The organism is Chryseobacterium sp. OV279 (assembly GCF_900128945.1).
Classification (GTDB): Bacteria; Bacteroidota; Bacteroidia; order Flavobacteriales; family Weeksellaceae; genus Chryseobacterium.
In genome coordinates this window covers 41660-65537 of sequence record NZ_FQUD01000002.1, presented here as the reverse complement: position 1 = coordinate 65537, position 23878 = coordinate 41660, and the positions used below count along the sequence as shown (strand labels likewise).

The window sequence follows — 23878 nt, the reverse complement described above, 5'->3', positions numbered from 1 at the left end:
ATCTCTTCTTTGAAAAATAGTCGTAGACCCCAAATCTTTAAATCAATTCAACTCATCGACTCTTTGATCTTCTCCCGATGAATAATTCCCCAGTTCACCAGAGTTTCCGTCACCGGGAAAACTGATTTTCCATATTCTGTGACCGCATAAGCCACCGTGATAGGTTTTGTGTCCTGAATGGTTCTTGTGATGAGAAGATTTACTTCCAATTCTTTCAATTCTTTGCTGAGCATTTTGGCAGAGATTCCGGTGATACCCCGCTGCAACTTTTTGAAATGAATCTGCTGATCGGTTCTGTTGGTCAGATACCGGATAATCATCAGTTTCCATTTTCCTCCTAAAACATCCAGACTGTCGCGCATTGCAAATAATTCTTCGGTGCAGTTGGCCTCTCTTTCTATTCCGTTTTCTATGATTTTTGCCATAATAGTTTCATTAAGGTAACTAGTTACCAATAGTTAACTGGTAGCAAATATAAACTATTCTCTTTTTACATTTGTCTATCAAATTACTCTTATGAAAGCCATTATATTAAATGAAAATTTCCAGCTCGGAGAAGCTGAGATAGAAAAACCTACACCGAAAAGTCATGAGGTTTTAATCCAAATTAAAGCCAGCGGTTTTAATCCTATCGATTATCAGATGATCGAAAATGAGCTGGAACGGAAACTGCTTAAATCACCCGTTTTAGGCCGGGAAATGTCGGGAATTGTTGTTGAAAAAGGAGCAGATGTCTATCAGTTCAACATTGGAGACGAAGTATTCTGCGGAAGCGGCTCTATGGGAAGTAATGGTTCTTATGCTGAATTCATTGCAGTTCCTGAAGCTATTGTTGCCTTTAAACCTAAAAGTATTTCTTTCGAACAGGCGGCGGCGATTCCTTCAGCTGGACTTACAGGTTTACAGACCGTCAACCGTTTAAAACTAAACGAAAATGACACCGTCTTAGTAACAGGTGCGACAGGCGGAGTCGGTTCTTTTGTTATTAAATTTTTAGTAGCAAATCAATTCCAAAACATTACAGCGACCGTTGGCAGTGAAGAAAATAGACAAATACTCCTCGGATTGGGTCTTAAAAATCATCAGATCATCAATTATAAAGATGAAAACCTTGCCGCCAGTCTTTTAAAAGCCAATAATGGTCAGCTTTTCGATTTCGGGATTGATCTTGTGGGAAACTATATGTCTGAAATCACGGCGGATGTTTTGAAAATCAACGGTACTTATGTGGATGTAACCGCATTAATCTCGAAAGATGCCCACGAAACCCTTTTCAATAAAGGAACCGTGATCATGAATATTTCCAACTATTCCTACAGTATGAACAAAGACTATCAGTATTACAAAGGAAATTTAGAGAAGATTTCAACGCTTATTGAAAATGGAAAAATCAGTGCTCCTAATTATAAAACAGTAGGAGATCTTTCTCTGGATACGGTTTTAAAAGCTCATACCATTCTTAAAAACAATCAGACCCAAGGTCATAAACTGATCATGAAACATTAATATATGAACACAATACCCAGACGCGTCGTAACAGGAATCAAAGACGGAAAATCAGTCATTATAGAAGATCAGCAAAGTGAAAATGCAGTGGAACACCTTCCAGGACTCATTATTTCAGATATCTGGAACACTCAGAAAATGCCGGCAGGATTGGATCTTGAAACCCGAATCTCCAACACCGGATTTCCACAGACTCCCAAAAACGGAACCTATTTCCGTTATGTAGTCATTCCACCGGATAAAGACCTCGGTGTTGAAATCAAAGCCGGAGAACCCCATCCAATGATGCATCAAACCCCAACGCTGGATTATATTATTATCCTTTCGGGAGAACTTTATTTAATCATGGAAGAAGGCGAAACGCTTCTCAAACCGGGAGACATCGTTATTCAGAGAGGGACCAATCATGCGTGGAGCAACAGATCGGAGGAGCCTTGTATTCAGCTCGCCGTTTTGATTGATGCGGAAATTTAGATTTAAAAATTGAAGAATTTAAAGATTTAAAGATTGCTCCACAGTTTAAATATTTCACAATAATTAAAAATCTGTGTCATCTGTGCAATCTGCGGGAATATAAAACTTTATGAGTTGGATAAACGCAAAGGCGCAAAAATGCAAGGCTTTATTTACTACATTTTTTAGGCGCAAGAAAATCAAAGATTTTCAGCTAGGAATTCGGTGTGAAATAAACAGCACTCAATTTTATCGAAGATAAAATCCTTGCGCCTTAAAACATTCGAATTTAAAAAAAACTTGCGCCTTTGCGTTCTTCCAACTTAGAATAAAAATTTTGTGATCACCAACAAAAAACTACAAAGCAGAAATCTCCAGAAGTTTCTGCTTCATGGTTTCAGGGGTCAATAGCCCTTCATGATAATACACCAGTTTCTGATTCTTATCAAGGACAATCCACAAAGGATAAACAGGCTGATTTTTATTTTTAGATAAAGCCAGCGCCAATTCGTGAATTCCTGCGTTTCCATTGGATAGATACCCAAATTCACGGCCCTGGAATTTTATTTTTTCTTTTGTTTTTTCAGCTTCAAAATTGACCATGTAAAAATGCTCATTGATCAGATCAACCGTTGCCTGGTCTTTATTTAAGGCATGCTTTTCCATTTTACAGACCGAGCACCAGTCTGTGTACATATGGATGATAACAGGTTTCGGATCTTTTTTCATCGATGTTTCAAGATCAGAAAAAGTGCCTGTCTTCATCTGAGACAGATAAAAACAGGGCACTAACATTAAAAATAAAATAAAAGTTTTCATTTCAAAGTATATTTTACCCCCAGAAAACCTCTGATTCTCTGCATCGGCGCGTAGCCATAAGCGGTGTCAAAAGTATAATGGTTCGGGTTGCTTATCGGATCGGCTGCATATTTATCAAACGGGTCAAACGGTCTCATCAAAGGATCTTTCGGTGTAAAATTGAACAGGTTTTTAATTCCGCAATACACCTCAAAACCGGATTTGAAACTTTTTGAAACCTGAATATTCGCTAAAGAATAGAACGGCGAGTATTCCGGGCGGTAGTCATTCGGAAGTACAGGAAGCCTCATAGGTCCGTAGAATTGGCCTGTGAAATCTACAGTCAAATCATTGGCGAACTTGTACGAAAGATTGTAGGTTCCACTCCATTTCGGGGCGTGTAGCTGCTGGGATTTTTTATTGTTATCATCAAATTTCTGATAAACGTCGAGATAGGTCACTCCTAAATTGACACTCAAAGGAAAGCTGAAACTGAAATCCACATTCATCGAAGCTCCCCTGGAAATTCCGTATCCATGAAGGTTATCGTAAATAATTTTATCCGGATCGGTATCAAAATCTCCTACAATCTTATTGCTGAAATACGTGTAAAAGGCTGAAGCATCCAACTGAATCATCCGGCTTCCCACAGGAATTTTCCAGATGTAGTTTAAATTTCCGTTGACAGATTTTTCAGGTTTTAAATCCGATTTAATTAGAACTTCTCTGGAACCGGTCAGTGCAGCGTGATCTTCCGTAAACAGGTTCACCACTCTGAATCCTGTTCCGAAATTGAACCTTAATGTATGATAAGGATTCGGAGAAAATTTCCATGCAAACCTCGGTGAATGCACTTCATGATGGATTTTGTCATAATCAAAACGGTAACCTACCAGTAAAGTATGCTGATCACTGATTTCCCACTGATCCTGAACAAAAGCTCCCCAGATCGGCGATTTCATCGGTGCATTGGTGATTCCGTCTGAAGATAAAGTTCCCGGTGTATTGTCATCATAGAATGTTCTTTTGAAAGTCACACCTCCGGTCAGGTCATGCTTCCCAAGCTTTTTACTCCAATACGTCTGTGCAAACGCTACTTTCTGAAGGGCATCATACGGATTGCTTCCATAAAAAGAATTCTGATCATGGTAATTATAAGAGAACTGGGTAACGATATATTCTTTCAAAGGCCATTGATAAAGCCCGAAAACTTCTGCCCTGTTGGTATAAATACTTTCACCGTACACATCACCACTGCCACGGTGAGATCTGTCCCACTGCATTTCTCCACCAAAACGGTCTTCATACAAGTACCTCAAAGCAAAACTTGCCTGACGGTTTTCCTTTCGCTGAAAATTCCACTTATTAAAAACTGAAACTCTGCTCTGCAAAGCTGAATCTGTGAAATTGTCTTTATTCTGGTCTATCTTTTCCTTAAAACTGAAATAATTTAAGCTTAACAGAGAGGCTGCATTCTTCCCAATATTAAATTTCGTTGAAACATCAAGATTATTTTCACTCCAGGTGCTGGTCATCATGTCAACGCTCAGTTTCGGTGCGGTCAGTGCATTTTTGGTAATAATATTGATCACTCCACCCATCGCTTCAGATCCGTAAATAGAAGAAGCCGGACCTTTTACCACTTCAATTCTGTCGACAAGACTGTTAGGAATTCCGCTAAGTCCGTACACCGTAGAAAGTGAGCTTACAATAGGCATTCCATCGATCAGGATCATCGTATAAGGACCTTCCAGGCCGTTGATATGGATATCTCCCGTGTTGCATACCGAACAGTTAAGCTGAGGTTTTACGCCATTCACCATAGCAATCGCTTCAAAAATGCTTGGTGTAGGATTCTTTTGGAAAAATTTCTGGCTGTAAACCTCTACCGCTACAGGACTTTTTGACCTGCTGAAAGGTTTTATCGTTCCGGTTAAGACCACATCATCAATAGTACTCATCTTGATTTTCGGTTTTGAAACGGCAGATGAGTCCTGTTTTATTTTGGATTGTAAACTCAGGCTGTCGGTCTCCTGAGAAAAACAGTAAGAGGATAAAAGAGTAATAGAAAATAGTATTCGCTTCATGAAATTAAAATTGTTAGACAAATCTAACAATTATTTTTGAATTACAAAACACCATGACAAATGTTGTTAGAATCAATTCACGAAAAATGATTAAATTTGAGAAACTAGATATAAAAGTACTATGAGATATCATCAGGCGGGAAACATCCCACAAAAAAGACATACGATTTTCAAATCACCGGAAGATAAATTTTACTATGAACAGCTTTTCGGAACGGAAGGTTTTCACGGAATTTCATCGCTGCTTTATCATACTCACCGCCCTACACAGATCAAATCTATCGGGGAACCGAAAGATGTGACACCAAAAATTGCGGTAGAAAAGAATATTGCTCCGAGAATGTTTAAGGGAATGAATGTAACGCCGGAAGATGATTTCATGGACAGCAGAAAGATCCTTCTGATGAACAATGACCTGAAAATGGGACTGGCGAAACCCAGAAAGTCGATGGATTATTTCTACAAAAATGCTGAATGTGACGAACTTTTATACGTACACAACGGAACCGGAATTCTGAAAACTTTTGTAGGAGACCTGGAATTTGTTACAGGTGATTATCTTATTATTCCGAGAGGAACCATTTATCAGGTGGAAGTGAACTCAGAGGACACCGTATTTTTTGTCCTTGAAAGCCACTCGCCTATCTATACTCCGAAACGTTACAGAAACGAGTTCGGACAGCTTCTTGAACATTCTCCATTCTGCGAAAGAGATATGATCGCACCCGTTTTCAAGGAGCCGAAAGATGAAAAAGGAGAATTTTTGATTAAAGTAAAAAAAGAAAACCAGATCACAGATTTCATCTACGCCACACATCCGTTTGATGTCGTAGGATGGGATGGGTATTTTTATCCTTATAAATTCAATATCAAAAACTTTGAGCCGATCACCGGAAGAATTCACCAACCGCCACCGGTACATCAGAATTTTGAAGGTCATAATTTCGTAGTGTGCTCGTTCTGTGCAAGAATGTACGACTACCACCCAATGGCTATTCCGGCTCCTTACAACCACTCCAACATTGATTCTGATGAGGTTCTGTTCTACACGGAAGGAGATTTCATGAGCCGTAATCACATCGACCTTATGGACTTTACTTTACACCCAGGAGGCATCGTTCACGGACCTCACCCGGGTGCTATGGAAAGAAGTATCGGTAAAAAATTCACTGAAGAATATGCGGTAATGGTAGATCCGTTCCGTCCGTTGAAAATTACGGAAGAAGCTTTGAAAGTGGAAGATCCTTCATACAAAACTTCATGGCTGGAAGAATCAGACAAAACCATGGAAGACCGTTCTCAGGAATAAAAAAATCATTCATAAAAAAATTTCATTATGTACAATTATATTAGTGCAGAAGAAGCTATATACACTGTAAAAAGCGGAAACCGCGTATTTTTTCACGGGAGTGCATGTACTCCGAATCATCTTATTGACGAGCTGGCAAGACAGTCTCACCGTCTGGAAAACGTAGAAATGGTTTCCATAACCCAGCAGGGAAATGTGGAAATTGCCAAACCTGAATACAAGAATAGTTTCTTTGTCAATTCTCTATTCGTATCCACTCCTGTGAGGGATGCTGTGAATTCAGAGCGTGGAGATTTTGTACCCGTTTTCTTAAGCGAGATCCCTATTCTATTCAGAAAAAATATACTGCCGCTGGATGTGGCTTTAGTGACCGTTTCTCCACCGGACAAACACGGTTTCTGTACGTTGGGAACCTCTGTAGACATCGCAAGAGCAGCCGTAGATACCGCAAAACTTATTGTAGCTATTGTCAATCCTCTGATGCCGAGAACCCACGGAGACGGAATGATCCATATCAGCAGAATACACAAGTTAGTCTGGCATGAAGAGGAACTTCCAACCGTAGACTATGGTTCAAAAGTTGGTGAAGTAGAAATGCTTGTTGGTAAAAATGTAGCTGAACTGATCGATGACAGATCCACGCTTCAAATGGGCATCGGAACGATTCCTGATGCTGTTTTGAAATGCTTAACGAATCACAAGGACCTCGGTGTACACACCGAAATGTTGAGTGATGGAGTGATTGATCTGATTCAAAGTGATGTTATTAACAATAAGTACAAAGGCTACCATGATAATAAAACCATCACAAGTTTCTGCTTCGGGACCAGAAAACTCTATGACTATGTAGATGATAATACTGTTTTTGATTTTAAAGATGTAAGCGATGTAAACTTCCCGATCAATATCATGAGGAACAAAAAGATGGTCGCTATTAATTCAGCCATTGAAATTGACCTTACAGGACAGGTTTGTGCAGATTCTATCGGAACCTTGCAGTACAGTGGAATCGGTGGTCAGATGGACTTTATGAGAGGCGCTGCATTGAGCGAAGACGGAAAACCGATCATTGCGATCACATCAAGAACTAAAAAAGGCATCTCAAGAATAGTTCCTTTTCTTAAACAGGGCGCCGGAGTGGTGACCACAAGAGGACACATTCACTATGTCGTGACAGAATATGGTACCGCGTATCTATATGGTAAAAATCTCCGTCAGAGAGCTCAGGAACTGATCAGCATCGCACACCCGGATGACAGGGAAATGCTGGAAAGAGCTGCCTATGAACGGTTTAAACAATAAAAATCTAAATACTGCGTTTTCTCCATGCATCATCTTCGTGGGAAAAACGTAGATATTATTAACAAAAACAGGACAAATCTTAAAAAAGCTTTAACATTTTGGCAGTGTTTTTGATAAACTCATTTAAAACCAAGGGAAATTGAAAACGATATATAATTCGATACGGGAAGAAGTTGAAAAACATTCGAAAGTAAGGAATTCTGTTTTGGGGAATGTGAGTGAATGGAAAAGAAGCCATTATATTATTCTTTCCGAAATTATAAAAGATGAATTATCTGACGCTGAAGAACTGAAAGGCGGAAAAAAATTTGAAATAGGAAATACGATATCGCATGTTACGCTGCAGCGTTTTTTCGAAAATGATTATCAGGATAAAACCCATAATGACCTCCGGTTCCTGAAAACACTGGATAAGATCTGTATCTTCCTCGGTTACAAAGATTTAAACGACTACATACAGTCTGTAAAAATAAAGAACAACGAGAAGGAATTAGGGGAAGGCCTTGAATTTCTGACTAAAATGGTCTACGATTATTGCGCCACCGCTTTTGAATTTTACAAACATTTTCCGGAACATAAAACGGATATTTTTAAAGAGCTGGTATTTGACGGTTCCCCATTTCTGGAAAGAACTTCACAGTTCAGCAGAGAATTGTGTGAAAGAGATTTTCAGCTGGTGACGAAAAACAACCGTTCCAACTATGAAGTTTTTGACATCCATCTCGTTACGGATGAACCGGATAAAAAAATTCTGGAAACCCAGGAGTTCTGGAATCTGTTATTCAAAGTTGGAGAAACCGGCGAAGAACATTTTGTCAATCAGCTTAATACACAAATCTATTTTATGCGTAAAATAGACAATGTATGGAAGATCTGGGACAATTATAATCCTGATGCAGGAAGACTGAACAGGAAAGTAGATATAGAAAAATAAAGAAAGCCGTAGAACTTCTACGGCTTTCCTGTTTCGAAAATATTTTTCTTTTTCACTTGTTCTTTGTAATAACAAATGTAGACATCCCTTTTCATTATAAATAAACTTAAATATACTTAAATGAACACTTCTTTAATTTTATGTTAAGTATATTCAAGGAATCCATTTGAATGTTTTCGCTATTTACAAGATTTTTGTAATTTGCATACCATTAAAAAAAGTAAAAATAGAAATATGTCAACACTTACATTTGCCGAAAAAATTGCTCAAGCTGAGAATTTTTTACCGATCAACGGTACAGATTACATTGAGTTTTATGTAGGAAATGCTAAACAGGCTGCCCATTATTACAAAACCGCATTTGGTTTTCAGTCTGTAGCATACGCGGGTCCTGAAACAGGAGTAAGAGACCGTGCTTCTTATGTTCTTCAACAGGGGAAGATAAGACTGGTATTAACAACAGGGCTTAAATCCGATTCACCTATCAGCGAACACGTAAAAAAACACGGTGATGGAGTGAAAATTTTGGCACTTTGGGTAGATGACGCTTACCAGGCTTTCGAGGAAACTACTAAAAGAGGTGGAAAACCTTATCTAGAGCCGGTAACTTTAACCGATGATCAGGGTGAAGTAAGAATGTCCGGAATTTATACTTACGGGGAAACCATCCACATGTTCATCGAAAGAAAAAATTACAAAGGTGCTTTCATGCCTGGCTACGAAAAATGGGAAAGTGCTTACAATCCTGAAGATGCAGGTTTATTATACGTAGACCACTGTGTAGGAAACGTAGACTGGAACAGAATGATCCCTACCGTAGAATGGTACGAAAAAGTAATGGGCTTTGTGAACATCCTTTCTTTTGACGACAAACAGATCAATACGGAGTATTCTGCACTGATGTCTAAAGTAATGTCCAACGGAAACGGATTTGCAAAATTCCCGATCAATGAGCCTGCAGAAGGTAAAAAGAAATCTCAGGTAGAAGAATACCTTGATTTCTACGAAGGTGAAGGTGTACAGCACATCGCCGTAGCCACAAGAGACATCATCCACACTGTCACTGAACTGAAGAAGCGTGGTGTAGAATTCTTATCTGCTCCGCCGGAAGCTTATTATGACATGGTTCCTGAAAGAGTGGGTCATATTGACGAAGATCTTAAAAAATTACAGGACTTAGGCATCCTTATTGATCATGATGAGGAAGGATATCTGCTTCAGATCTTTACGAAGCCTGTAGAAGACCGTCCTACCCTGTTCTTCGAAATCATTGAAAGACACGGTGCACAGAGTTTTGGTGCCGGAAACTTCAAGGCATTGTTCGAAGCACTTGAAAGAGAGCAGGACAGAAGAGGAAATCTTTAATTTTACAATAGAAGAATAAGTTTTGTCAGGATGAGAAGTCTTGACAAAACTTTTTTATAAAAACACACCGTATGAGAAAATTTTTTATTGGGATTTTATTTTTCGGAGCATTAGGGCTTAAAGCTCAATATGGAACCCTGAATGAAATCCTTAACCGACTGGAAGAAAGAAAGGGCATTAACCAAAATCTTGAAAGTGTCAATATCGACAACAAGAAGTTTGTCTTCATTAAAGATGCGGAAGACCACACGGAAAGAGATTTTATCATTATCAAAGGAAATGAAGCAACCTACGTAGAAGTTTTTGATGACAAAGCTACCGGCGAAAGCAGTTCAAACGTTTTTACGGGTGATATTGTCAGAAGAAAAAATATTGTTTCCCTGCGTGCAGACAAGCTCGAAAATAAAAAAGTGCCGCTTCCCGTGACCAAAACTTTACTGCTTACCAGGCAGAAAGACATTCTGTATCTTATTGATGTCAATACAAAAGACAGATGGATTGATGAAGCCTCTTATTCCAAAAAGAAATAAATTCTTTTCAGACAGCAAATCATGAGGGATTTGTTATCTTACACCTTAATTTAATTCCAAAAAAAATTATGAAATCATTTGTAGAGTATTCTTCGGATTCAGACTTTTCTATACATAATATTCCTTTCGGAGTAGCAGTTTTTAATAAAGAATATATCGGATGCTGTACAAGGATCGGAGATCAGGTAGTAGATCTTGCGACCCTTTACGATCTTGGATATTTTGAAGATATTCAGGGATTAGACGACAATATCTTTGAAGCTTATACCATCAACGAATTTATCGAGCTGGGAAAACCGATCACCAATGCGGTACGTGTGAGAATCCAGGAACTTCTGCAGGAAGGTTCAACGCTGTCAAAAGACGAAAAAACAATTGCAGACGCATTCTATGACCTGGATCAGGTAAAAATGATGATGCCGGTACACATCCCGAATTACACGGATTTCTACAGCAGCATCGAGCATGCCACCAACGTAGGAAAAATGTTCCGCGATCCGGAAAACGCATTGCTTCCCAACTGGAAACACCTTCCTGTAGGCTATCACGGAAGAGCTTCTTCTATCGTGGTTTCAGGAACAGAAATTAACCGTCCTAAAGGTCAGACGAAACCTGCAGATGCAGAAAAACCACTTTTCGGACCAAGTAAGCAGTTGGATTTTGAACTGGAAATGGCCTTTATCCTGAACAGAAACTCAGAAATGGGTGAAAGTATTTCCACAAAAGAAGCTGAAGAAGCCATCTTCGGAATGGTGGTATTCAACGACTGGTCAGCAAGAGATATTCAGGCTTGGGAATATGTTCCACTGGGACCATTCCTTGGTAAAAACTTCGGATCATCTATTTCTCCATGGGTAGTTACCCTTGAAGCACTGGAACCTTTCAGAACAGCTTCTCCAAAGCAGGAACCTGAAGTTTTAGACTATTTAAAATTTGAAGGCGATAAAAATTACGATATCAATCTTGAAGTCTATTTACAACCTGAAAACGGGGAAGAAAACCTGATTTCAGAAAGTAATTATAAATTCATGTACTGGAATATGACTCAGCAACTGGCTCACCATACGATAAACGGATGTAATGTAGAAGTTGGAGACTTATACGCCAGCGGAACTATTTCAGGAAGCGATCCAAAATCTTTCGGATCCATGCTGGAACTAACATGGAGAGGACAAAATCCTTTACAGTTAAAAGACGGCCAGGAAAGAAAATTCATCGAAGATAACGATACCGTTACGATGAAAGCATGGGCTGAAAAAGACGGTGTGAGAGTAGGTTTTGGTGATGTTTCAGGAAAAATTATTCCAACGGTTTAATCTTTTAAACACTTTAGTTTTAATTAAGTTAGTAAGAAATTAAACTTAATAAAACAATAGAATATTAAACCTCATAGGTTTTGAAAACCTATGAGGTTTTAAGACAAAAATTAATTAAGTGTTAAAAATAAACAATGAAAACAGTTATCCCATCCGAATTATCCCCCGTCCAGCTTCAGACCATCATGCAGACCGCCGTGTCTCCGCGTCCGATTGCTTTGGCTTCTACGGTAGATAAAAACGGAACGATCAATTTATCCCCATTCAGTTTTTTTAATATGTTCAGTACAGTTCCTCCGATATTGATTTTTTCACCATCGAGGAGAGTACGCGACAATACGACCAAACATACGCTTGAAAATGTTCTGGAAGTTCCGGAAGTAGTAATCGGAACCGTAAATTTCCCAATCGTACAGCAGATTTCTCTGGCTTCTACAGAATATGAAACCGGAATCAATGAATTCATCAAATCCGGACTGACCATGAAAGATGCAGATCTGGTACAGCCTAAACTGATTGAAGAATGCCCGGTTAACTTTGAATGTAAAGTTTTAGAAGTGAAATCTCTGGGAGATCAGGGAGGTGCCGGAAATCTGGTGATCTGTGAGGTTCAGAAAATTCATATCAGAGAAGAATACCTGAATGAAGCCGGGAATTTAGATCAGCAAAAACTGGATATGGTGGCCCGCTTAGGAGGAAACTTTTACTCCAGAAGCAATGAGAACAGTATTTTTGAAGTACCTAAACCTTTAGTAACAAAAGGAATCGGGTTTGATCTTCTGCCGGATTCTATCAAATACAGTAAAATATTTACAGGAAACGATCTGGGAATGCTCGCCAATGTAGAAATACTTCCTGCAGGAGAATTCCATGCGGATGAAAATATTCATACAGACGCTCAGAAATTACTGTTGGAAAGTAAAATTGAAGAGGCCTGGACGCTTTTAACAATAGCATAACATAAGCTTATACAAAACAAAACCAGCCTGATTTGCAGGCTGGTTTTTTATTTATTTTCTTAGCTGTAAAATTTAAACGCTCTCACATTCTCCTTCATCGAATCAACACGTTGATTCCCTCTTTGCTCCCCTAAATAATAGATTCTAATTTTAAAACTTTGCGTCAAAAAAATTCGCTTAATATTTTTTAAAATGTTGGAATTCGCAAAGGCGCTAAACATCTAATTACACTGCTTTAAGGCGCAATGATTTTATCTCCGATAAAATTGAATCCCGATGGTCATTGCGAGGAGCGCAGCGACGAAGCAATCTCAAAAAAAAACACTTTAGATTGCTTCACCTAAAGGTTCGCAATGACAGATAGGTTTTACAGTCTAGATTTTATTTAGATTTCAACGCATCAGTAACCGTAATTTTCCCTTTCTCAGCAAAATCGGTTACTTTCCCGTTTTTATCAATAGACACATTCAGATTATCGTTCTTCGAATCATAGAAGATAGACGTTGAATATCCCGGGCAGTCATGCTGCTTACAGCCTGTTACTTTATAGATTCCGTTCTCAGATACAATTGGAGATTCTACGTTGAAATTCTTAAGCATTTCATCATATTGCGCTCCGGTAAGTTTTTTAACCCGGTCTGCAAAACTTTTGTCTTCAAACAGCTTAATATCATGAGGATATTTACCTGTATTTTTGGTGATAATATTCTCCGTAGAAGCTGTTACTGCAGTTGTAGAAGCTGTTGAGTCAGTTTTAGGTGCCGTTGCAGAATCTTTCGGCATGACGGTCGTTACAGAATCGCCGGTGGCTGGTACATCTGTTTTGGCTTCTTTTTTACATGAGATCACGGCGAATAATGAAAACGCACAGGCGCTTACGATCAATTTTTTCATAATAATTTAATATGGTGGTTAATAATTAGAACGTCAGTATTCAAATTTTATTCCACTATTAACCTTATTCCATATTCTTATTAATAAAATCAATACACTTGTCAGTCACGACTTTTAAGTTTTCCGGAAGCTCTTTTTCAGTCCACGGTTCCTTTGATCCGAAGGTATGATCTGCATTTTCAACTAAGAACAGTTCCGAATTGGGGTTCAGGATATGAAGATGTTCCGCATTTTTTACGCTTACACTTTCATCATTCGTTCCATGAACGATCAGTACATACGCTTTGGCCATTTCTGTCGCTCTTTCCACATCGAAACGGTGTACGTTATTTTCAAAATCTTCGTAAAACTGATAGTAATGCGGCATTTCCTGTTTTGTACGGCCGTTCAGAACATAGTATACACCTTCTTTTTTCCAGTTTTCAAGCGCTTCATTTCTGGGAAAACGTTCCAAAGTATCTACACTGGCCAGTGTGATCAGTCCGTTGATTCTTTCGTCTTCAAAAGTCTTGATGATGGAAATTCCTCCTCCTCTGCTGTGACCGATCAGAACAATCCTCTGGTTATCCACACTCGGATGTTTTACAAAATGATCAATCACCACCCCCAAATCTGAAAGCTCTTTTGAATAATTATTATTCCCGAACGCCTCTAAATCAGCAAAATTATGGGGATCCTCCACTGTAGTTCCATTATGGGAAGCATTGAATTTCACAAAGAAAAGACCGGCTTCAGCGAACTTTTCCGCCATCAGATTCCATGCACCCCAGTCTTTATAGCCTTTGTAGCCATGAACAAAAATCACCAACGGTAATTTTTCATCCGTTTCGGGATACAATGCATCTGCCAGAAAATCTCTGGTTTCGGGGTTTCCAAGCTTTATATTAATTTCTTTTATCAATTTCATAGAATTAAAACTTTTATTTAGTCTTTGTGGCATTTCGCAACACTCTAAATTAATGAAAAAATCCTTAGCGCTTTTGTTTTCATCTTATTTTCGTTCTCATTCGTACAGACCATAACTTATCAAAAAATAACCTTAATTTTGCGGTATGCTGGATTTAAGAACGGTAACCGTCATGCGTTACATCCTGCCCCTGAGGGAAGGTGGATCTCTTCCTGCTTTGGCAGAAGCTGATGATGATTTTAAATATGTACTGAAATTTCGCGGCGCTGGCCACGGGGTAAAAATGCTGATCTCCGAACTTCTAGGCGGTAAGATCACAGAAGCTTTGGGACTACAGATTCCTGAGCTGGTATTTGTAAACCTTGATGTTGACTTCGGAAGAACGGAAGCTGATGAGGAAATTCAGGAACTGCTGAAATTTTCGGAAGGCCTGAATCTGGGACTTCATTATCTTTCAGGCTCTATCACCTATGATCCGGGCGTAAAAGTGGATCCGCTTCTGGCTTCAAAAATCGTTTGGCTGGATGCATTCATCACGAATATCGACCGTACTTTCAGGAATACGAATCTTCTGATGTGGCATAAAGAGCTTTGGGTCATCGACAACGGAGCATCATTTTATTTCCATCATTCGTGGCAGAATTTTGATGCAGCAGCCAAAACACCTTTCAAATATGTGAAAGATCATGTATTACTTCCGAAAGCCAACAGGCTGGATGAAGCCGATCAATTCGCCCACGAAGTATTGAATGATACATTATTCAGGGATATCGTCAATTTGATTCCTGAAGACTGGCTCCAGTGGAATGATGCCGATGAAACACCGGAGGAGATTCGTGAGATCTATTTCCAGTTCATGAAAACCAGGTTAGAAAATTCTCAAATCTTTGTAAACGAAGCGAAAAATGCAAGAGGATAAAATATACGAATACGCCGTTATACGCCTAGTACCGAAGGTTGAAAGAGAAGAATTTTTCAACATAGGACTCGTGATGTTTTCTAAAAAAGAGAAGTTTATCCGCGTGGAATTTCATCTGTGTCCGGATAAATTCAAGCTGATGCACAATAAAATTGATTACGACGACATCATTCAGAATCTGGAAAGCTTCCAGAAAATTGCAAATGGTGACAAAGAAGGAGGCCCGATTGCCCTGATGGACATTCCTGAGCGATTCCGCTGGCTGACGGCTGTGAGAAGTTCTGTCGTTCAGACTTCTAGACCTCATCCGGGAAAATCTAAAGACCTGGAAAAGACTTTTGGTAAACTTTTTGAGGAGTTAGTAAAATAATTTTTTATTCATCAATCATTCCGCAGCGGCATTCCTGCGGATTGATCATGAACAATATTTATTTCCAAAAATTCCAGACCTTCCCATCAAATACAGCAAAACTCTTGCTATTAACATCATAGCAGATTGTTCCGGGATAGGGACTTGGCATTTGTTCTACATCGGAAACGTACGGCAATATTAATGCTTTATCTTCGGCTTCAAAAATCAAAGCACCACCGGAAACTGAAGAGCTTGAGCTTCCTATGATCATATGATTAACTTCCGATGCTCTTGGTGCAGAACTGTTATAGGTTACCACAGAAGTATCTCCGGTACCGCTAAGATTCAGTGGTCCGCTACTCGTTATTCCTTTTATGACACTTTGATGCATCAGTATAGTTCCCGGTGAAGGATTGAGGTTAACAGATGTATTCAAAATGGGAATAATAATTCCTTTATCCTGTCCTTCTGCGAAATCCAGAATTCCACTTCCTCTTACGGATTCTCTTTCCACTCCTATCTGTGCGCTTGCTGCCACAGCAAAAAAGAATAGAAAAAAAGTCATATTTCTTGTTAGATATTTATTATTCATATTTAGCAGATATATTATTCATTACATGATTTCTGGATACACTTCCAAGCCGTACCGTTATATAAACTGAAACAGTTTTTTGATGTATCATAAATGAGCATTCCTTCAATAGGCTTAAGAATTTTTTCCGGCGTAGTTCTAGTAAGGACTATTCCTTCAAATCCGGATTCTACTGCAATAAAACCGTTGGGTATCTTATCGGGCCAGTTATTCTGGATTTTTTCATATCCGGATATTCCAATTTTCGTAAACTTTTCAGGTGTGGCTGTAGATGGCGACTTAACGCATGAATCCGAGCATTTTCCTGTTATCGTAAAAGTACTGCCTGGAGATTCGCAGTTATTTAATGTATCTTTATATGAAACAATATAGGTTCCCGGATGGTTCACATGAGTAGGATCCAATATCTCAGCATTGGTAGTGCCTGACCTCCAGACGATTTTCAAATTGTATGGATTGGGGTTTAGGGAAGTCACAAAATTATTGAGATTAACCATTCCATTGGCACAGGCAATAGAAGTTGAAGTGAGAACCGGTGCTGAATTGGGAGCATTACAGGTAAAAAGAATTTTAGTTTTATTATTATATTGGCCGGCAGTACTTCCAAAATTAATGGAAATACCAATTCCATTATCTGTACCCGCATCCGGATCGATAGTATTTTTAAAAGTCAGATTATTGGATAGATCATCATTTCCTCCGCTATAACTGGCAGAATAATATCCACTCCACTTTACTCCGGACACATATTGAAAGGCTTCATAAATCCCTTCCATATTGGGATTATATACTCCTACTGTTAAATTAGGTACTTTTCCGTAAACAAATCCAGGACCTTTGTCATTTCCGGACAAATAGGTATCCCAGCCGTGAGCCAGCTTTATTTCCTCTGTATTACCTGCCGGAATATCAACATGATAATCAACCATAATAAAACCATCAGGTTTCTTATAGGTATACGTAACGGTAAGATAATATTCCAGATTATTTTTGACGGCTTTCAAACGGATAACATTTTGCTCAAACCCCTGTGCATCAGGACCTGTACTGCTTTGACATGTACTAGATAAGATGCTTAGTCTCCCTCCGTCTGTATACCCAAATAAAGCCTCTGTTCCTCCCCCTGTATACTGTGTTTTTCCAATACCCAATACGATTCCGTGAAAACCAAGTGAAGACGGTGTTGAATAAGGGCTGGATGATCCTGAAGCAAGTACATTGTTCTGTCCGTAAATTTGTCCTTTATTATTTCTAAGGATCTGTAAATTACCCGCACCACTCATAATGACACGCATCCCGTCTGTCGTATTTGTTCCGCCAGTCCCATTGAGTAAAGTCCTCCCGGTACAGATTAGAGAACAGTTGGTGGGAGGTGTAAAAATATAAACCTGATTAGTGGCCGGTCTGCTGGCAATATCTGAAGTTTTAATATCAGAAGCTGTAGGAGATGCAGATGAATTATTCAGCCATCTTTTTTTTGACGAATCATTATCATCGTAAAGGCCGATGCTGGCAGAAATATTATTCCCTCCACTTGCACTTTCCTGCTTATAGATATATTGGATGGCATTCGTTCCTTCAAATAGTTTAATTTGAAAAGAAATAGAACCGGATGAGTTACCTGATCTTTTCCAGTTTTTCCATTCTATACTGAAGACCCTGCCTGGAGCCACACCTTCAGTCTTGTAACTTGCCGTACCTCCTGTTCCATCTAAATCATCCCAAAAAGGAGCTAAAAATTTGCCGGTTGGTGCCGATGAATTATTATAGTTACTGTCAAAGAAACCAAGAGCTAAAAAAGACAAAAACCCATTTGAGCTTGCATATACATTAGTATAATCTAAACAGGCAAATTTAAAGGTAAAACCTAAAGGGATACTTCCACTTGTTTTATCATCTCCATTAATGCTTACCCCTGTTCCTCCAGATAGATAGCTAAAACTTTGTGAGTTGGTAGAAAGCGCATAGGAGCTGTAGCTTGTATTGGTTAATTGGGAATCCTGACAATACAACTTTGGAGAAATTAAAATAAACAGAGCAAAAAACAATAAAATACGGGGAAGAGAAGCTCCCAAAAAAGATAGATTTTTCATAGATTCATTTATGTTTTTCAACAAAAATATATGTATCTCAAAAAATCGCCAACATTAATGAGGTGAAATAATATTTCATCAACGAAAACGTAATAAACTTATTAATTATATAAAAAATATACATAAAAACTAATATTTATACTTATTTTTTATATTACATCAAAACAATTCAAAAACTAACTGATAAATACATTTACAGTTCCAAGTAAATGCAAAGGGAAAACCATCCACAAATAATCTGCTCATTCAAAATTTCAAAATAAAGGAGAATATATATAAATTCGAAACATAAAATACTCAATTAATTAACAATCAGAACAAAAACAAATAAAATTCTCAAAAAAAATACAAATTTGCTAGATTAGTATACATATCATCATTTTTTATATCTAAAATAATTAACTTGGCTTTTGTTTAAATTATTCTTAACAAAATATCCAATATTTTTAATTATTCATTCTTAAAAAACAAATGGTATGGATTTTCTGAATAACACCAATGCGCTTACCCTGATCTTCGTATCAGTCCTTATTTTTGCGATCGCCTATCGTTTTTATGGTATTTTCATTGCCAATAAAGTACTTCGGCTTAATGATAAAAATACAACGCCTGCTGTAGAATTTGCAGATGGAAAAGATTATGTGGCAACCAATAAAAATGTTCTTTTCGGACACCATTTTGCTGCGATTGCTGCAGCAGGACCTTTGGTGGGACCTGTTTTGGCTGCGCAATTTGGATACCTTCCCGGCGCATTATGGATCCTGATCGGATGTGTATTGGGCGGTGGTGTGCATGATATGGTGGTTTTATTCGCTTCCGTACGGCATAAAGGACAAAGTCTTGCGACTATTGCCTCCAAGGAAATTGGAAAGACTACCGGAACAGTGGCAGGTTTTGCCATTTTATTCATACTGATTCTTACACTGGCCGGTTTATCATTGGCCTGTATCAATGCAATGCATGAAGCTTCGTGGTCACTCTTTACCGTTGTGATTACCATGCCTATTGCCGTGATCATGGGATTGATCATGAGATACAGAAAAAACAGTGTGCTTTTTGCCAGTATTTTAGGCGGGATCCTTTTAATAGCAGGAATTATCGGTGGGCATAGTTTAATGCAGAACGAAACGATGAACAACCTGTTTACATGGGATATAAAAACCATTTCGATTGCTATTCCGCTGTATGGTTTTCTGGCTTCTGTGCTTCCGGTTTGGCTGCTTTTGGTGCCGAGAGATTATCTTTCAACCTACTTAAAAATAGGAACCATCATTATGCTTGCGGTGGGTGTGATTGTGATTCACCCTACGATTCAGATGCCTGCCCTTACAGAATTTATAAATGGTGGAGGTCCTGTCATTGGCGGTCCTGTACTACCTTTTATTTTTATTGTGATCGCCTGTGGAGCCATTTCAGGTTTCCATGCTGTGATTGCAACAGGAACAACACCCAAGATGCTTAACAAAGAAAAAGAAATCCTTTTTGTGGGCTACGGAGCGATGCTGGTAGAAGGTTTTGTCGCTTTAATGGCTCTGATCGCAGCCTGTACACTGATGCCGGGTGATTATTTTGCCATCAATACTCCTAAAGAATCTTATGATGCGTTCCTGGCAGCACATCCTTCCCTTCACGGCGTAGATATCGATTATTATTCACAAAAAATAGGCATTGAGCTTCACGGAAGAACGGGTGGAGCGGTGTCTTTAGCCGTTGGAATGGCTCATATTTTCAATAAAATCCCGTACATGGATCAGCTGACTGCTTACTGGTATAATTTTGCCATCATGTTTGAAGCGGTGTTTATCCTTACCGCTATTGATGCAGGAACAAGAGTAGGCCGTTTCTTTTTACAGGAAATGCTGGGTTCTGTAATTCCTAAATTCAATGATAAGAACTGGATTCCGGGAATTATTATCAGCAGTCTCTTGTTTACTTTTGCATGGGGTTATCTGGTATTTACCGGGAATGTCAGCAGTATCTGGCCGCTCTTTGGAATCAGTAACCAGCTACTGGCAGCCTGCGGACTTATTGTCTGTACAACGATGCTGATCCGGATGAACAGGGGGAAATATGCCTTATGTTCAGCCATTCCGGGAGTTTTTATGGCTGGAATTACTTTTTGGGCCGGTTATATTCAGGTCACTGCAATCTATCTTCCCAAAGAACAGTATCTGCTGGCAGCTTTAGCCGTAACAGCCATGGTTCTGATGCTGATCGTATTCATTGGGGCATTTATCAAATGGTACCAGCTTCTGCAGATCAAAACCACTGTGACGGATTATTATGGAGAACCTGTAAAAGAGCTTGTAGAAAGATAGGAAGTCATAAATCCTTTGTGAGTTTTTGCCTGCTCTGATAATTTTTATACATTTGTTTTGCTTTAGGGGTATTCTGAAAAAGAATTGAGAGAGTCCCTTTGAACCTGATACGGCTAACACCGACGTAGGGAAAAGCAAAATGACATTGTTGACAGTGTACTTTTTGTTTTGGATTTTTTCCTGAAGCTATTTTTATTTTAAATGATAACAATGGAAAAAATTCTTTGGGAACAGGTACAGCTTGTCAGACAACAGTCTCCTCTGGTTCATAATATCACCAATTATGTGGTGATGAACAATACCGCCAATGCCCTTTTGGCTGCAGGAGCCTCTCCTATCATGGCGCACGCAAAATCTGAAATTCAGGAAATGATCGGCATCGCACATTCGGTGGTGATCAATATTGGTACGCTGGATGAATACTGGTCGGAATGTATGATTCTGGCCGCTAAAACAGCACATTCAACCGGAAAGCCGTGGGTTTTAGATCCTGTAGGCGCCGGAGCTACCTCTTTTAGGGATGAGGTTTTACATCAGCTATTACAACATCAACCTACCGTTATCAGGGGAAATGCTTCTGAAATTATTGCACTGGCCAAAGGCAATACCACCGCTACCAAAGGTGTAGACAGTACTGCACAGAGTAATGAAGCTATAGGTGCTGCCCGCAGTCTTGTTGACCAATACGGCACCATTGTCTGTATCTCCGGCGAGACCGATATTATTCTGAATAACCAACAGGAAATTTTCATTAAAAACGGGCATCCGCTTATGACGAAGGTAACCGGTCTGGGATGTTCTGCCACCGCTTTAATCGGTGCATTTATAGGAATTACAGAGGATAAAGTAATAGCGGTAGCTGCTGCCATGGCATTCATCGGGATTGCGGGGGAGCTGGCTGCTGAAGAAAGTAAAGGTCCCGGAAGTCTTCAGGTGAACCTCATCGATAATCTGTATACGATTACTGAACAGGAATTCTCCAACCGTTTAAAAATAGAAAGGAAATGAGTTTAAATTCTTTTCCTTATCAACTTTATCTGGTCATTTCTGAAGCTGACTGTTTGGGACGAAATTTTCTGCAGGTGGCCGAACACGCTATCCTCGGAGGAGTTGATGTGATTCAACTGAGAGAAAAAAACAGCAGTACAGATTCCTTTCTTGCAAAAGCTCAACAGCTTATTGAATTGACAGATAAATATTCAGTTCCGCTCATCATTAACGATAATATTCAGGTTGCAGAAAAGGTCGATGCCGCAGGCATTCATGTGGGAAACAGCGATGCTTCGCCGGTTTATTTAAGACAACAGCTTCTTCTCCATAAAAAGATCATTGGTTACTCCATTGAATATCTTACCCAGCTTGGCAATGAACAGACCGCCGTTTCTGATTATCTCGGAATCAGTCCCGTTTTCAGAACCGATACAAAAACGGACACCATAACAGAATGGGGACTTGAAGGGATTAAAATGATCAGACAGCTTACTGAAAAACCTTTGGTAGCCATAGGTCATATTCATCTAGGAAATGCAAAGGAGGTGATGAATGCAGGGGCAGATTGTCTTGCTGTAGTTTCCGCAATATGTAGCGCTCCTGATCCTCAAAAAGCAGCCTATCAATTAAAAAATGAAATCTTAAAATGAAAAAATACACTTATCCATCGGTATTAACGATCGCCGGATTTGACGGAAGCGGCGGCGCAGGTATTCAGGCAGATATTAAAACAGCTTCTGCTTTAGGATGTTTCTCGACATCTGTATTAACGGCTTTACCGGTACAGAACACGCAGGGTGTAAGAACCATATATCCTATTCCGGTAGAAGCTGTAGCGGATCAGATCGAAGCTATTCTGGATGATATTTTTCCGGATGCTATAAAAATCGGGATGGTTCATACCCCACAACTGGTCGAAACGATTGTTTCAACGCTAATAAAGTATAAAAAAATACCGCTTGTATTTGATCCTGTCATGGTCGCCACAAGTGGTCACCGCCTGATTGAAGAAGATACCATAGCGGCTATTACCGAGAAACTTTTCCCGATTGCTGATGTCATTACGCCTAATATGGACGAAGCTTCCATTTTAGCAAAGATGAAAGTCAAAACCCTTGAAGATTTGTATACTGCCGGAAAAGAAATAAAAAAGCTGGGCTGTGGAAGCATTCTTTTGAAAGGCGGACATCAGGAAACCTCAACGATCACGTCTTTATTTTATGATGAACATGAAAAATTTCATTCTTTCGAGACGGTGAAATTTAACACCAACAATACCCACGGCTCAGGTTGCACGCTTTCTTCTGCTATTGCTTCCTATCTGGCTCAGGGTAAAAATTTATACGATGCCGTTTCTTTGGGACAAGACTACGTTTATCAAGCCATAGACAACGGAAAAGACGTACAAACAGGACATGGAAACGGTCCGCTTAATCACTTTTTTAATCCTCAAAAACTTATCAAAAATGAAATGGTCTGAACACACCTGGCAAGCTATAGAACAACGTTATGAGTCTATTCTGGACATGCCGTTTATCAAAGAATTATCAGATGGAACTTTACCGCAGGAGAAATTTAGGTTTTATATGGCTCAGGATTCTTTATATCTTGAACATTTTGGGAGAACGCTTTCGCTGATTGCTGCTAAAATTCAGGATCTTCAGGATGTACTTGCGTTTATGCGATTTGCTGAAAATGCCATTGTCGTGGAAAATGCGCTACATGAATCTTATTTTGTAGATTTTGGGGTTTCAGATAAAGGCGTAGCGGAACCTGCCTGTCATCATTACATTCACTTTCTGAGAAGTACCGCTGCTTTGGAATCTGTAGAAATTGCAGTGGCGGCAGTTCTTCCCTGCTTCTGGATTTACAGAGAGGTTGGAGATTATATTTACAGCAATCAAAACACGATCAACAACCCTTATCAAAAGTGGATTGACACGTATGGAGGCGAGGAATTTTCTGTTGCCGTAGATCAGGCTATTGCCATCTGTGACCGACTGGCTGAGAACAGTACAGAGGAAACAAGGGAGAAAATGACCGAAGCTTTTATCATGTCCACGAGAATGGAATTCCATTTCTGGGAAGGCGCGTACGAGCTGAAAACATGGAAGTAGATTAATCTGAGTTCAATTGAACAAAAGGCAAATATCTGGTGACTTCGAGACCCTCAGCCACCAGATATTAAAAGCGGATTCAAAAATTTGAATCCGCTTTTTGATATGTTTTTTTTTGTTGGTAAACGCAAAGGCGC

At 39.2% G+C, this 23878-nt stretch carries 23 protein-coding genes and 1 riboswitch; of the genes, 16 read left to right on the top strand and 7 right to left on the bottom strand.

Annotation, left to right across the window (positions count from 1 at the left end; genetic code table 11):
- Positions 1-47: 47 nt before the first annotated feature.
- On the bottom strand, positions 48-425 hold the full coding sequence (locus BUA72_RS08275; protein WP_034728572.1) for a winged helix-turn-helix transcriptional regulator: 378 nt from the start codon (positions 423-425) through the stop codon (positions 48-50).
- Between the two features lie 91 nt (positions 426-516).
- Here BUA72_RS08275 and BUA72_RS08270 point away from each other — a divergent pair, with 91 nt between their 5' ends.
- Together BUA72_RS08270 and BUA72_RS08265 are read left to right on the top strand one after the other, a co-directional pair.
- Entirely contained in the window at positions 517-1506 is a 990-nt protein-coding gene (locus BUA72_RS08270) for a quinone oxidoreductase family protein (protein WP_072922569.1), read from the top strand.
- A gap of 3 nt (positions 1507-1509) precedes the next feature.
- Positions 1510-1980, top strand: a complete 471-nt coding sequence (locus tag BUA72_RS08265) for a cupin domain-containing protein (RefSeq protein WP_072922568.1) — start codon at positions 1510-1512, stop codon at positions 1978-1980.
- A 336-nt stretch (positions 1981-2316) separates the two neighbouring features.
- Here the strand turns inward: BUA72_RS08265 and BUA72_RS08260 are convergent, their stop codons facing one another.
- Positions 2317-2778 (bottom strand): thioredoxin family protein, encoded by a 462-nt coding sequence (locus tag BUA72_RS08260; RefSeq protein WP_072922567.1) that lies wholly within the window; start codon positions 2776-2778, stop codon positions 2317-2319.
- Complete coding sequence (locus BUA72_RS08255; protein WP_072922566.1) at positions 2775-4844, bottom strand: TonB-dependent receptor plug domain-containing protein; 2070 nt, start codon at positions 4842-4844, stop codon at positions 2775-2777. The genes BUA72_RS08260 and BUA72_RS08255 overlap by 4 nt, the downstream gene beginning before the upstream one ends.
- 121 nt (positions 4845-4965) lie before the next feature.
- Here BUA72_RS08255 and BUA72_RS08250 point away from each other — a divergent pair, with 121 nt between their 5' ends.
- The 7 genes from BUA72_RS08250 (at position 4966) to BUA72_RS08220 (ending at position 12559) form a co-directional block, all read left to right on the top strand.
- Positions 4966-6153 carry a homogentisate 1,2-dioxygenase gene (locus BUA72_RS08250; protein ID WP_034728577.1) on the top strand — a complete coding sequence of 396 codons (1188 nt, stop codon included), beginning with the start codon at positions 4966-4968 and terminating at the stop codon, positions 6151-6153.
- Positions 6154-6180: 27 nt separating this feature from the next.
- Positions 6181-7455, top strand: coding sequence for an acetyl-CoA hydrolase/transferase family protein (locus BUA72_RS08245; protein WP_034728578.1), 1275 nt, complete (start codon positions 6181-6183; stop codon positions 7453-7455).
- 139 nt (positions 7456-7594) lie between these two features.
- Complete coding sequence (locus BUA72_RS08240; protein ID WP_072922565.1) at positions 7595-8389, top strand: hypothetical protein; 795 nt, start codon at positions 7595-7597, stop codon at positions 8387-8389.
- Between the two features lie 234 nt (positions 8390-8623).
- Entirely contained in the window at positions 8624-9754 is a 1131-nt protein-coding gene (hppD, locus tag BUA72_RS08235) for a 4-hydroxyphenylpyruvate dioxygenase (RefSeq protein ID WP_034728580.1), read from the top strand.
- Positions 9755-9825: 71 nt separating this feature from the next.
- Positions 9826-10284 (top strand): hypothetical protein, encoded by a 459-nt coding sequence (locus tag BUA72_RS08230; protein WP_072922564.1) that lies wholly within the window; start codon positions 9826-9828, stop codon positions 10282-10284.
- Between the two features lie 68 nt (positions 10285-10352).
- A complete protein-coding gene (fahA, locus tag BUA72_RS08225) occupies positions 10353-11600 on the top strand; it encodes a fumarylacetoacetase (protein ID WP_072922563.1) in 1248 nt (415 codons plus the stop codon).
- A gap of 134 nt (positions 11601-11734) precedes the next feature.
- Positions 11735-12559, top strand: coding sequence for a flavin reductase family protein (locus BUA72_RS08220; protein WP_072922562.1), 825 nt, complete (start codon positions 11735-11737; stop codon positions 12557-12559).
- Positions 12560-12940: 381 nt separating this feature from the next.
- On the opposite strand, the gene BUA72_RS08215 is transcribed toward BUA72_RS08220, so the two are convergent.
- Both BUA72_RS08215 and BUA72_RS08210 read right to left on the bottom strand, forming a co-directional pair.
- On the bottom strand, positions 12941-13453 hold the full coding sequence (locus BUA72_RS08215) for a hypothetical protein (protein ID WP_072922561.1): 513 nt from the start codon (positions 13451-13453) through the stop codon (positions 12941-12943).
- A gap of 64 nt (positions 13454-13517) precedes the next feature.
- The gene (locus tag BUA72_RS08210; RefSeq protein ID WP_072922560.1) at positions 13518-14360 is read right to left on the bottom strand and encodes an alpha/beta hydrolase family protein; all 843 of its coding nucleotides are present in this window, start codon (positions 14358-14360) and stop codon (positions 13518-13520) included.
- 145 nt (positions 14361-14505) lie between these two features.
- On the opposite strand from BUA72_RS08210, the gene BUA72_RS08205 reads away from it, so the two are divergent.
- Positions 14506-15279 (top strand): HipA family kinase, encoded by a 774-nt coding sequence (locus BUA72_RS08205; protein WP_034728589.1) that lies wholly within the window; start codon positions 14506-14508, stop codon positions 15277-15279.
- Complete coding sequence (locus tag BUA72_RS08200) at positions 15266-15649, top strand: DUF3037 domain-containing protein (RefSeq protein WP_047455103.1); 384 nt, start codon at positions 15266-15268, stop codon at positions 15647-15649. The genes BUA72_RS08205 and BUA72_RS08200 overlap by 14 nt, the downstream gene beginning before the upstream one ends.
- A 58-nt stretch (positions 15650-15707) precedes the next feature.
- On the opposite strand, the gene BUA72_RS08195 is transcribed toward BUA72_RS08200, so the two are convergent.
- Entirely contained in the window at positions 15708-16196 is a 489-nt protein-coding gene (locus BUA72_RS08195; RefSeq protein ID WP_072922559.1) for a hypothetical protein, read from the bottom strand.
- A 41-nt stretch (positions 16197-16237) separates the two neighbouring features.
- The gene (locus BUA72_RS08190) at positions 16238-18316 is read right to left on the bottom strand and encodes a hypothetical protein (RefSeq protein WP_072922558.1); all 2079 of its coding nucleotides are present in this window, start codon (positions 18314-18316) and stop codon (positions 16238-16240) included.
- A gap of 476 nt (positions 18317-18792) precedes the next feature.
- Here BUA72_RS08190 and BUA72_RS08185 point away from each other — a divergent pair, with 476 nt between their 5' ends.
- The 5 genes from BUA72_RS08185 (at position 18793) to tenA (ending at position 23741) form a co-directional block, all read left to right on the top strand.
- Complete coding sequence (locus BUA72_RS08185) at positions 18793-20634, top strand: carbon starvation CstA family protein (RefSeq protein WP_072922557.1); 1842 nt, start codon at positions 18793-18795, stop codon at positions 20632-20634.
- 54 nt (positions 20635-20688) lie between these two features.
- Positions 20689-20782, top strand: a riboswitch (TPP riboswitch).
- Positions 20783-20844: 62 nt separating this feature from the next.
- Positions 20845-21642 carry a hydroxyethylthiazole kinase gene (gene thiM, locus BUA72_RS08180; protein ID WP_175548868.1) on the top strand — a complete coding sequence of 266 codons (798 nt, stop codon included), beginning with the start codon at positions 20845-20847 and terminating at the stop codon, positions 21640-21642.
- Positions 21639-22274, top strand: a complete 636-nt coding sequence (thiE, locus tag BUA72_RS08175) for a thiamine phosphate synthase (protein WP_072922556.1) — start codon at positions 21639-21641, stop codon at positions 22272-22274. Before thiM ends, thiE begins: the two co-directional genes overlap by 4 nt.
- Positions 22271-23104 (top strand): bifunctional hydroxymethylpyrimidine kinase/phosphomethylpyrimidine kinase, encoded by an 834-nt coding sequence (thiD, locus tag BUA72_RS08170; protein ID WP_072922555.1) that lies wholly within the window; start codon positions 22271-22273, stop codon positions 23102-23104. The genes thiE and thiD overlap by 4 nt, the downstream gene beginning before the upstream one ends.
- On the top strand, positions 23091-23741 hold the full coding sequence (gene tenA, locus BUA72_RS08165) for a thiaminase II (protein WP_072922554.1): 651 nt from the start codon (positions 23091-23093) through the stop codon (positions 23739-23741). The genes thiD and tenA overlap by 14 nt, the downstream gene beginning before the upstream one ends.
- Positions 23742-23878 lie beyond the last annotated feature (137 nt).

What these genes read in the sequence shown, in the direction of transcription:
- tenA (WP_072922554.1), top strand. Translation starts at nt 23,091, where the DNA reads ATGAAATGGTCTGAACACACCTGGCAAGCTATAGAACAACGTTATGAG.
- BUA72_RS08275 (WP_034728572.1), bottom strand. Translation starts at nt 425, where the DNA reads ATGGCAAAAATCATAGAAAACGGAATAGAAAGAGAGGCCAACTGCACC.
- BUA72_RS08230 (WP_072922564.1), top strand. Translation starts at nt 9,826, where the DNA reads ATGAGAAAATTTTTTATTGGGATTTTATTTTTCGGAGCATTAGGGCTT.
- BUA72_RS08195 (WP_072922559.1), bottom strand. Translation starts at nt 16,196, where the DNA reads ATGACTTTTTTTCTATTCTTTTTTGCTGTGGCAGCAAGCGCACAGATA.
- BUA72_RS08255 (WP_072922566.1), bottom strand. Translation starts at nt 4,844, where the DNA reads ATGAAGCGAATACTATTTTCTATTACTCTTTTATCCTCTTACTGTTTT.
- fahA (WP_072922563.1), top strand. Translation starts at nt 10,353, where the DNA reads ATGAAATCATTTGTAGAGTATTCTTCGGATTCAGACTTTTCTATACAT.
- BUA72_RS08245 (WP_034728578.1), top strand. Translation starts at nt 6,181, where the DNA reads ATGTACAATTATATTAGTGCAGAAGAAGCTATATACACTGTAAAAAGC.
- BUA72_RS08185 (WP_072922557.1), top strand. Translation starts at nt 18,793, where the DNA reads ATGGATTTTCTGAATAACACCAATGCGCTTACCCTGATCTTCGTATCA.
- BUA72_RS08205 (WP_034728589.1), top strand. Translation starts at nt 14,506, where the DNA reads ATGCTGGATTTAAGAACGGTAACCGTCATGCGTTACATCCTGCCCCTG.
- thiD (WP_072922555.1), top strand. Translation starts at nt 22,271, where the DNA reads ATGAAAAAATACACTTATCCATCGGTATTAACGATCGCCGGATTTGAC.
- BUA72_RS08190 (WP_072922558.1), bottom strand. Translation starts at nt 18,316, where the DNA reads ATGAAAAATCTATCTTTTTTGGGAGCTTCTCTTCCCCGTATTTTATTG.
- BUA72_RS08265 (WP_072922568.1), top strand. Translation starts at nt 1,510, where the DNA reads ATGAACACAATACCCAGACGCGTCGTAACAGGAATCAAAGACGGAAAA.
- thiM (WP_175548868.1), top strand. Translation starts at nt 20,845, where the DNA reads ATGGAAAAAATTCTTTGGGAACAGGTACAGCTTGTCAGACAACAGTCT.
- BUA72_RS08215 (WP_072922561.1), bottom strand. Translation starts at nt 13,453, where the DNA reads ATGAAAAAATTGATCGTAAGCGCCTGTGCGTTTTCATTATTCGCCGTG.
- thiE (WP_072922556.1), top strand. Translation starts at nt 21,639, where the DNA reads ATGAGTTTAAATTCTTTTCCTTATCAACTTTATCTGGTCATTTCTGAA.
- BUA72_RS08250 (WP_034728577.1), top strand. Translation starts at nt 4,966, where the DNA reads ATGAGATATCATCAGGCGGGAAACATCCCACAAAAAAGACATACGATT.
- BUA72_RS08200 (WP_047455103.1), top strand. Translation starts at nt 15,266, where the DNA reads ATGCAAGAGGATAAAATATACGAATACGCCGTTATACGCCTAGTACCG.
- hppD (WP_034728580.1), top strand. Translation starts at nt 8,624, where the DNA reads ATGTCAACACTTACATTTGCCGAAAAAATTGCTCAAGCTGAGAATTTT.
- BUA72_RS08210 (WP_072922560.1), bottom strand. Translation starts at nt 14,360, where the DNA reads ATGAAATTGATAAAAGAAATTAATATAAAGCTTGGAAACCCCGAAACC.
- BUA72_RS08220 (WP_072922562.1), top strand. Translation starts at nt 11,735, where the DNA reads ATGAAAACAGTTATCCCATCCGAATTATCCCCCGTCCAGCTTCAGACC.
- BUA72_RS08270 (WP_072922569.1), top strand. Translation starts at nt 517, where the DNA reads ATGAAAGCCATTATATTAAATGAAAATTTCCAGCTCGGAGAAGCTGAG.
- BUA72_RS08260 (WP_072922567.1), bottom strand. Translation starts at nt 2,778, where the DNA reads ATGAAAACTTTTATTTTATTTTTAATGTTAGTGCCCTGTTTTTATCTG.